The sequence below is a fragment of the Pseudomonas sp. PA-1-6B genome (assembly GCF_021609545.1).
GTDB classification, from domain to species: domain Bacteria; phylum Pseudomonadota; class Gammaproteobacteria; order Pseudomonadales; family Pseudomonadaceae; genus Aquipseudomonas; species Aquipseudomonas fluorescens_BV.
Genome location: NZ_WJZM01000061.1, coordinates 25,615 through 35,156, shown reverse-complemented (window position 1 = coordinate 35,156; position 9,542 = coordinate 25,615). Strand labels below are relative to the sequence as shown.

The following is a 9,542-nucleotide window of genomic DNA, read 5'->3' as shown; positions in this document are numbered from 1 at the left end:
AGTTGATCATGCGCTTTTCGTCAACGGCGACGCGGGCGGAGGCGCCTTCCAGCTCGGCGAGGCCTTCGGCGACGTCGAGTTTGTCCAGGGCGGCCTTGGCGCGCACGATGGCGGCGGAGTCGTTGGCAGTGACGGCGCGGGCTTCCACGGCGGCAGCGGCGCCGGCCCCGTCGAGGCGGTCCATGTTGGCTTCGGTGGCGTGGCCGGCGTTGGCGCCTTTAGCGGCTACTTCGCCTTCTTCTTCTTTGTCGAATTCGTCCCAGCTCAGCATGACGTGTCGTCTCCTGCGTGAGGGCTCAAAGGTGCCCGTGTGAAACCGGATGGTTGGGTGTTCACACGGCCCTAGGGCCGCGGTGGATCTTAAGGAATCGTTTGTTGCAACAGCTCGCGCAGGCAAATAAACGGAATCAGGTTGCGGGTGCTGCATGAGGCTTGAGGGGCGCAGCGATGCGTACTTGCTGCAGCGCAGGCTCAAGGTCTGGCTCTTTATCCCTGTGTAAAGGGATATTGCAGGCCCGATTTACCCGCGCATTATAGGGAAAAATTCAGGTTTGTGTTGCGGCGGATGGTCACTTGGGAGCGCCAAAATGACGTGGGTTTCGGCCAAAGCGAGTGTTTGCAAGGCTTTGCTGGGCGTGGGGGTTTTTGACGGGCGGGGATGTTTTTTTTGGGGCAGGGGAAGGGGGCGTAAAAAGAGTGGTCGTGGCTGAAATCGCCATCGCAGGTAAGCCAGCTCCCACAATTGATGTGGGGTGTATTCAAGGGCGGGTTCTTGGCCGCAAGAACGATTTCTTGCGGCAATTAAGAATCCAACTTCAGAAGTTGTTAGCCGTTAGAGCACCCATTGCCCATTACTTGATAGTTAAGAATATGACGCTGGCCTTGAGAATCTTCATATTCCATCTTCACCGGTACAACTTCGCAGACTTCTGGAATGCTGCTCATGGACAAGACTTTGGCCACATCCAAGTGCGTGCTATAGGTGTAGTCCTCGACAATCGGGGCGTTCTGGCCGGCCAGTTCAGTCGGGGCTTCGTCCGCCAGGGCGGCGGTGGCGCACAAGCTGCTCAGGGCCATAACTAATAACGCTTTCATTTCTTCATTACCTTCTTCAGGGCGAAAGGGGGCACGGGGCCCTTGTGAGGCCGCGTGTGTCACTTAAAAGTTGGGAAGTTCGGATTAACGTTGCCTTCGTGGGGGCTGTTGCGTTGTTAATCAGAGTGCCTTGTTGGCGGAGTTGATTTTAGGCGCCTCGGTTATATTCATATACCCGTGGTTTTGATAAACACTTTTGGCGGTTTTTGTAACAATCCCTCAATCAAGATTTTTTCAGAAGCCTGCCAGCCGCCGCAGCACGCGGGCCAGAGCGGTGAAAAGGCATAGCAGGGCAATTTGTAGGGTCTTGTTACTACCATCGTCGAATGGTTCTATAGGCCCACCCCGGCTACAACAGGGGCCATACAACAACAACTATGTCACCGAGGTAAGAAAGATGAGTGCGGCTTCCCTGTACCCCGTTCGCCCCGAAGTAGCAGCCAACACGCTGACCGACGAGGCGACCTACAAGGCCATGTACCAGCAGTCGGTGGTCAACCCCGATGGCTTCTGGCGCGAGCAAGCCAAGCGCCTTGACTGGGTCAAGCCTTTCACCGCGGTGAAGCAGACCTCTTTCGACGACCACCATGTCGACATCAAATGGTTCGCCGATGGCACTCTGAACGTTTCCTACAATTGCCTGGACCGTCACCTCGCCGAGCGTGGCGACCAGATCGCAATCATCTGGGAGGGCGACGACCCTGCCGAGAGCCGCAACATCACCTACCGCGAGTTGCATGAAGAAGTCTGCAAGTTCGCCAACGCCTTGCGCGGCCAGGACGTGCACCGCGGCGATGTGGTGACTATCTATATGCCGATGATTCCCGAAGCCGTGGTCGCCATGCTGGCCTGTACCCGCATCGGCGCGATCCATTCGGTGGTGTTTGGCGGTTTCTCCCCGGAAGCCCTGGCCGGTCGCATCATCGACTGTAAGTCGAAAGTGGTGATTACTGCTGACGAAGGCATCCGTGCCGGTAAGAAAATTCCGCTTAAGGCTAACGTTGACGACGCACTGACCAACCCGGAAACCAGCAGCATCCAGAAGGTCATCGTGTGCAAGCGCACCAATGGCGCGATCAAGTGGAACCAGCATCGCGACATCTGGTACGAAGACCTGATGAAAGTGGCGGGCACCGTCTGCGCGCCAAAAGAAATGGGCGCCGAAGAAGCGCTGTTCATCCTCTATACCTCCGGCTCTACCGGCAAGCCCAAGGGTGTGCAGCACACCACCGGTGGCTACTTGCTCTATGCGGCCCTGACCCACGAGCGCGTATTCGACTATCGCCCAGGCGAAATCTACTGGTGCACCGCCGACGTCGGCTGGGTTACCGGCCACACCTACATCGTCTACGGCCCGCTGGCCAATGGCGCGACCACGCTACTGTTCGAAGGCGTGCCGAACTACCCGGACATTACCCGAGTGGCGAAGATCGTCGACAAGCACAAGGTCAACATCCTCTACACCGCACCGACCGCGATCCGCGCCATGATGGCCTCCGGCACCGCTGCCTGTGAAGGCGCCGACGGCAGCAGCCTGCGCCTGTTGGGCTCGGTGGGTGAGCCGATCAACCCGGAAGCCTGGGACTGGTACTACAAGAACGTCGGCCAATCCCGTTGCCCGATCGTCGACACCTGGTGGCAGACCGAAACCGGTGCCACGCTGATGAGCCCACTGCCAGGCGCCCATGCGTTGAAGCCGGGTTCGGCGGCACGGCCGTTTTTCGGTGTGGTGCCGGCGCTAGTGGACAACCTGGGCAACATCATCGAAGGCGTCGCCGAAGGCAACCTGGTGATTCTGGATTCCTGGCCGGGCCAGGCGCGTACCCTGTACGGCGACCATGACCGTTTTGTCGACACCTACTTCAAGACCTTCCGCGGCATGTACTTCACCGGTGACGGCGCACGTCGCGATGAGGATGGTTACTGGTGGATCACGGGCCGTGTGGATGACGTGTTGAACGTGTCCGGCCACCGCATGGGTACTGCCGAGATCGAGAGCGCCATGGTTGCGCACCCCAAAGTCGCCGAGGCGGCGGTGGTGGGTGTGCCGCATGACATCAAGGGGCAGGGCATTTATGTGTATGTCACCTTGAAGAATGGTGAAGAGCCCAACGAAGCACTGCGCCTGGAGCTGAAAAACTGGGTGCGCAAGGAAATCGGGCCGATTGCCTCGCCGGACGTAATCCAGTGGGCGCCTGGGTTGCCGAAAACGCGCTCGGGGAAAATCATGCGGCGCATTTTGCGCAAGATCGCCACGGCTGAATACGATGGGTTGGGGGATATCTCCACCCTGGCAGATCCGAGCGTGGTGGCGCATTTGATTGAAACGCACAAGACCATGAACGTCGCGTAAGCGGGGTAGGTGGGACAGAGCCCCATTCGGTGCAAGCCGGGTGGGGCTTTTTTTGGGGGCTCAGAAGCACCGAGGTTCAATGTGGGAGCTGGCTTGCCTGCGATAGCTATTTATCAGTTAGCCCATCTTTGGCTGATACACCGTTATCGCAGGCAAGCCAGCTCCCACAGTTCAGATCGCATTTCATAAAGGGGGGTGGGTGGCGGTCTGACAGAGCCGCATCACAACCAAGCCAATAAATATCGGTTTTTTCGGTAGGACGTTTCTGAATGTTACCAGCTCGCTCGAATGTGTAACCGCCCGCACAAACTTGGGGCAATGGACCACGCACACGCTCCGAAAAACCGCGTTCTAGACAACCCAAAAAATAAGATTAAACGCCAGACTTGCCGTGTTAGAAGGGTTTGCGAATAATAGGCCCGCAATTTGCAGCATCATCAGGTTTAATATCTTTTGTCTCTGCATAAATTTCAGAGACTGTCAATGAGTTGGAACCGCTTTCTCAGTGCTTCTGTAAATTGTTGTCGCATTGAGGAAATATCGGCTTCCGGCCTGTCGTTAGAATGCCGATCACTCGCTCGTCGTCGCAGGTGTCGCCCGCGCAGGACGCAGCACCGCTATTCGGTTACACCTTCGCCGCATCGTGGGCCATGGCTCATACTGCTGTTTTTGCCCTATACCGATGGAGTCCCAAGATGAAGAAACTCGTGCTGTTGGGCGCCCTGGCGCTGTCCGTGCTGTCCATGCAGGCTTTCGCCGAAGGCAAGCCGCTGAAAATTGGTATCGAAGCGGCTTACCCTCCGTTTGCCTCGAAGGCGCCGGATGGCAGCATCGTCGGTTTTGACTACGACATCGGCAACGCCCTGTGCAAGCAGATGGACGTCAAGTGCACCTGGGTCGAGCAGGAATTCGACGGCCTGATCCCGGCGTTGAAAGTGCGCAAGATCGACGCGATTCTGTCGTCCATGTCCATCACCGAAGACCGCAAGAAATCCGTGGATTTCACCACCCGCTACTACCTGTCCCCAGCGCGCCTGGTGATGAAGGAAGGCACCACCGTCAGCGACAGCCTGGATGAATTGAAGGGCAAGAAGATCGGTGTACAGCGCGGTTCGATCCACGATCGTTTCGCCCGTGAAGTCCTGGCGCCAAAAGGTGCGGATATCAAGGGTTACAGTACCCAGAACGAAATCTACCTGGACGTGGCTGCCGGTCGTCTCGACGGTACCGTGGCTGACGCCACCCTGCTGCAAGACGGTTTCCTGAAAACTGACGCCGGCAAAGGCTACGCGTTTGTAGGGCCATCGTTCACCGAAGCCAAATACTTCGGCGACGGTATCGGCATCGCAGTGCGCAAAGGTGACAAAGAAAACCTTGAGCGCATCAATGCGGCCATCGCTGCAATCCGTGCCAACGGCGAATACAAGAAAATCCAGGACAAGTACTTCGACTTCGATATTTACGGCGCTGACGCCAAGTAACTCATCGCAGCTGTCTGTCCGAAATGGCGCAAGCAACAGTCATCCTGAAGTTTGCGCCATTTTTTCATCCCCCTTTTCGAGGACCTGAATCATGTTGAAAGGCTACGGGGCCGTCATCCTCGATGGCGCATGGTTGACGCTTCAGCTCGCCTTGTCGTCCATGGCCTTGGCCATTGTTCTGGGGCTGATCGGGGTCGCGCTACGCCTGTCGCCGGTACGCTGGCTGGCTTGGCTGGGCGACTTGTACTCCACGGTGATCCGCGGGATCCCCGACCTGGTGCTGATCCTGCTGATTTTCTACGGCGGTCAGGACTTGCTTAACCGCGTCGCGCCGTTGCTGGGCTTTGACGACTATATCGACTTGAACCCCCTGGCCGCCGGTATCGGCACCCTGGGTTTCATCTTTGGCGCCTATCTTTCGGAAACCTTCCGTGGCGCCTTCATGGCCATTCCCAAGGGGCAGGCTGAAGCCGGCCTGGCGTATGGCATGAGCAGCTTCCAGGTGTTTTTCCGGGTGATGGTGCCGCAGATGATTCGGCTGGCGATCCCCGGGTTTACCAACAACTGGCTGGTATTGACCAAGGCCACCGCGCTGATTTCGGTGGTAGGTCTGCAAGACATGATGTTCAAGGCCAAGCAGGCGGCAGACGCCACCCGTGAGCCTTTTACCTTCTTCCTCGCAGTGGCGGCGATGTACCTGGTGATCACCAGCGTGTCGTTGCTGGCCTTGCGTTACCTTGAGAAGCGCTACTCGGTAGGCGTAAGGGCGGCTGATCTATGATCTTCGACTACAACGTCATCTGGGAGGCCATGCCGCTGTACCTCGGCGGCCTGCTGACCACCCTGAAACTGCTCGGTATCTCGCTGTTCTTCGGCCTGCTCGCGGCCTTGCCCCTGGGCTTGATGCGCGTGTCCAAGCAGCCGATCGTCAACGGCGTGGCCTGGCTTTACACCTATGTGATCCGCGGCACACCGATGCTGGTGCAGCTGTTTTTGATCTACTACGGCCTGGCGCAGTTCGAAGTGGTGCGCGAAAGCTTCCTGTGGCCGCTGCTGTCCAGCGCGACATTCTGTGCGTGCCTGGCGTTTGCGATCAACACCAGCGCCTACACCGCCGAAATTATCGCCGGCAGCCTCAAGGCCACGCCTAACGGTGAGATCGAAGCGGCCAAGGCCATGGGCATGTCGCGCTACAAACTGTACCGCCGCATTCTGTTGCCGTCGGCCCTGCGCCGTGCGCTGCCGCAGTACAGCAACGAAGTGATCATGATGCTGCAGACCACCAGCCTGGCGTCTATCGTTACCCTGATCGACATCACCGGTGCCGCGCGTACGGTCAATGCCCAGTATTACCTGCCGTTCGAAGCCTATATCACCGCCGGCGTGTTCTACCTGTGCCTGACCTTCATCCTGGTGCGCCTGTTCAAGTTGGCCGAGCGCCGCTGGCTGAGCTACCTGGCTCCACGGAAGCACTGATATGGAACGTATCGATCATCTGCTGCCCTGGGGGCATTTGGGCTGCGAGCGCCAACTGAGCGTGTTCCGCTTTGGCAGCGGCGAGCGCAAGGCCTATATCCAGGCCAGCCTGCACGCCGATGAGTTGCCGGGTATGCGTGCCGCGTGGGAACTGAAAAAACGCCTCACAAAGCTGGAGCAGCAGGGCGCCCTCAACGGCGCGATCGAGCTGGTGCCGGTGGCTAACCCGATGGGCCTTGGCCAGCTGTTGCAAGGCAGCCACCAGGGGCGTTTCGAAGTGGGCAGCGGCAAGAACTTCAATCGCGACTTCGTTGAGTTGAGCGAGCCGGTCGGTGCATTGTTGCAAGGCAAACTGGGTGATGACCCGCACGCCAATGTGCGCATGATTCGCCAGGCCATGAGCGATACGCTCGCCGCCTTGCCCGAGCCGAGCAGCCAGTTGCAAGGCATGCAACGCATCCTGCTGAGCCATGCGTGCACCGCCGATGTGGTGCTGGACCTGCATTGCGACGCCGAAGCCGCACTGCACATGTATGCGCTGCCCCAACACTGGCCGCAGTGGCGGTCGCTGTCGGCACACCTGAATGTGAAGGTCGGCCTGCTGGCGGAAGATTCCGGCGGCAGTTCGTTTGACGAGGCGTGCTCGTTGCCGTGGCTGCGTTTGTCGCGCACGTTCCCGCAGGCGCAGATTCCGCTGGCCTGCCTGGCAACGACGTTGGAGTTGGGCGGCCAGGCCGACACCGGCCGTGATGAAGCCATCTTCCACGCCGAAGGCATCCTTGCGTTCCTCGCCGAACAAGGCTTGATCAAGGGCGAGTGGCCCGCGCCGCAACACGAACCTTGCGAAGGTGTGCCTTTTGAGGGCACCGAACTGCTGTTCGCGCCCCATGCCGGGGTGATCAGTTACCTGCGTAAAGCGGGCGACTGGGTAGAAACCGGCGACGAGATTTTTGAAGTGATTGACCCCCTGACCGACCGCGTAAGCACTATTTGCGCGGGCACCTCGGGGGTGTTGTTTGCCGTTGAACGGCTACGTTATGCCCAAGCGGGTTTCTGGCTGGCCAAGGTGGCGGGGCGCGAAGCGCTGCGTCACGGGCGCTTGCTCAACGACTGACCACCTGTTTTTGTGAGAACCGACCGCATGTACAAGCTTGAAGTCCAAGACCTGCATAAACGCTATGGCAGTCATGAAGTGCTCAAAGGTGTGTCCCTGGCCGCCGCCGCCGGTGATGTGATCAGCATCATCGGTTCCAGCGGTTCGGGCAAAAGTACCTTTTTGCGCTGCATCAACCTGCTGGAGCAGCCCCACGCCGGCAAGATTCTGCTCAATAACGAAGAGCTGAAACTGGTGGCCAACAAGGACGGCGCCATGAAGGCTGCCGACCCCAAGCAACTGCAACGTATGCGTTCACGCCTGTCCATGGTGTTCCAGCATTTCAACCTGTGGTCGCACATGACCGCGATTGAAAACGTGATGGAAGCCCCGGTGCACGTGTTGGGCATATCGAAGAAAGAGGCCCGTGAAAAGGCCGAGCATTACCTGGCCAAAGTTGGTGTGGGCCATCGTAAGGATGCGTTCCCGGGCCACATGTCCGGTGGCGAGCAGCAGCGCGTAGCGATTGCTCGTGCGCTGGCGATGGAACCTGAGGTGATGCTGTTCGACGAACCTACTTCGGCGCTGGATCCGGAGTTGGTGGGCGAAGTGCTCAAGGTCATGCAGGACCTGGCCCAGGAAGGCCGCACCATGGTGGTGGTGACCCACGAAATGGGCTTTGCCCGGGAAGTGTCGAACCAGTTGGTGTTTTTGCACAAAGGCATTGTTGAAGAGCGTGGCAATCCGAGGGAAGTGCTGGTGAACCCGCAGTCGGAACGGTTGCAGCAGTTCCTCTCTGGCAGTTTGAAATAATCAAGACTGCTTTTGTGCACCGGGATAGTGCATGCTCCGCAGTCTTGAGGTAAGCCCCGATCCCGTGTGGGAGCTGGCTTGCCTGCGATAGCGATGCATCAGCCAATGATGTGTTAACTGACCCACCGCCATCGCAGGCAAGCCAGCTCCCACTTTTGATCTGTGTTTGTTTTGGGATTTGTAGTTGATTACGGGCTAGCATTGGCCCACAGCTTCTTTCACCGTTTTCGCTCCGGATAGCACTCCATGACCGCCCACAAAATTGGTTTCCTGATTTGGCCCAGCACAAAAGCACTCACGCTTGCGCTGGCTGAGGAGGCCTTGCGCGTTGCTCAGCGGGTACATCCGGATGTGGTCTACGAATTGTCGTTTCTGCAGGCCGAGCCGCAAACCGAGGGGGCCTGGCAACTGCCGGGCGAGCCGTGGGCCGGCAAGCTGGAAGGTTTTCAGAAACTGTTCCTGCTGGCGGATGAGCCGCCTGCCGCCATCGCCTCCCAGCTCAGCACAGCGCTCAAGCAGCTGGTTCGGGCTGGTTGCGTGATCGGCGGGTTATCGGCAGGCGTGTACCCATTGGCCCAGCTTGGTTTGCTGGATGGTTATCGTGCTGCCGTGCATTGGCGCTGGCAGGACGATTTCGCCGAGCGTTTCCCCAAGGTCATCGCCACCAGCCACCTGTTTGACTGGGACCGTGATCGCCTGACCGCTTGCGGCGGCATGTCGGTACTTGACCTGCTGTTGGCGGTACTGGCCCGTGACCATGGCGCCGAGTTGGCCGGTGCCGTGTCTGAAGAATTGGTGGTGGAGCGCATCCGTGAAGGCGGCGAGCGCCAGCGCATTCCGTTGCAAAACCGCCTGGGCTCCAGCCATCCGAAGCTGACCCAGGCGGTGTTGCTGATGGAAGCGAATATTGAAGAGCCGCTGACCACCGATGAAATTGCCCAGCACGTGTGCGTATCACGACGACAACTGGAGCGCATCTTCAAGCAGTACCTTAACCGCGTTCCCAGCCAGTATTACCTGGAACTGCGCCTGAACAAGGCGCGCCAGATGTTGATGCAAACCAGCAAGTCGATCATCCAGATCGGCCTGTCGTGCGGCTTCTCCTCGGGGCCGCATTTCTCCAGCGCCTACCGTAACTTCTTCGGCGCTACTCCCCGTGAAGACCGCAACCAACGGCGCAGCAGCAGCCCGTTCGAGTTGTCGTCGGTGCCCTCCGAGCGCGGTTGAGCGG

Annotated in this window: 8 protein-coding genes and 1 pseudogene; 7 read left to right on the top strand and 2 right to left on the bottom strand. The window is 58.7% G+C overall.

All coding sequences use genetic code 11. From position 1 onward, the window contains the following. Positions 1-271 (bottom strand): annotated as a pseudogene (locus GIV35_RS22915) (ribonucleotide-diphosphate reductase subunit beta); the annotation flags it as partial. A 554-nt stretch (positions 272-825) separates the two neighbouring features. After that, positions 826-1,095, bottom strand: coding sequence for a DUF2790 domain-containing protein (locus tag GIV35_RS22910; RefSeq protein WP_014719601.1), 270 nt, complete (start codon positions 1,093-1,095; stop codon positions 826-828). Positions 1,096-1,492: 397 nt separating this feature from the next. Between GIV35_RS22910 and acs the strand changes: the two genes are divergently transcribed. From acs to argR, 7 genes are all read left to right on the top strand, one after another. Continuing rightward, positions 1,493-3,448 carry an acetate--CoA ligase gene (acs, locus tag GIV35_RS22905; protein ID WP_236264754.1) on the top strand — a complete coding sequence of 652 codons (1,956 nt, stop codon included), beginning with the start codon at positions 1,493-1,495 and terminating at the stop codon, positions 3,446-3,448. 695 nt (positions 3,449-4,143) lie between these two features. Then, the gene (locus GIV35_RS22900) at positions 4,144-4,929 is read left to right on the top strand and encodes an ABC transporter substrate-binding protein (protein WP_034128472.1); all 786 of its coding nucleotides are present in this window, start codon (positions 4,144-4,146) and stop codon (positions 4,927-4,929) included. Between the two features lie 91 nt (positions 4,930-5,020). Next, positions 5,021-5,710 (top strand): ABC transporter permease, encoded by a 690-nt coding sequence (locus GIV35_RS22895; protein WP_003193627.1) that lies wholly within the window; start codon positions 5,021-5,023, stop codon positions 5,708-5,710. Continuing rightward, entirely contained in the window at positions 5,707-6,405 is a 699-nt protein-coding gene (locus tag GIV35_RS22890; protein ID WP_236264753.1) for an ABC transporter permease, read from the top strand. The genes GIV35_RS22895 and GIV35_RS22890 overlap by 4 nt, the downstream gene beginning before the upstream one ends. Position 6,406: 1 nt before the next feature. Then, positions 6,407-7,519 (top strand): succinylglutamate desuccinylase/aspartoacylase family protein, encoded by a 1,113-nt coding sequence (locus GIV35_RS22885; protein WP_236264752.1) that lies wholly within the window; start codon positions 6,407-6,409, stop codon positions 7,517-7,519. Between the two features lie 27 nt (positions 7,520-7,546). Next, positions 7,547-8,311: an ABC transporter ATP-binding protein gene (locus tag GIV35_RS22880; RefSeq protein ID WP_014719598.1), complete on the top strand. Its 765-nt coding sequence runs from the start codon at positions 7,547-7,549 to the stop codon at positions 8,309-8,311. 246 nt (positions 8,312-8,557) lie between these two features. Further along, positions 8,558-9,538 carry a transcriptional regulator ArgR gene (gene argR / locus GIV35_RS22875; RefSeq protein WP_034128470.1) on the top strand — a complete coding sequence of 327 codons (981 nt, stop codon included), beginning with the start codon at positions 8,558-8,560 and terminating at the stop codon, positions 9,536-9,538. Positions 9,539-9,542: the final 4 nt, after the last annotated feature.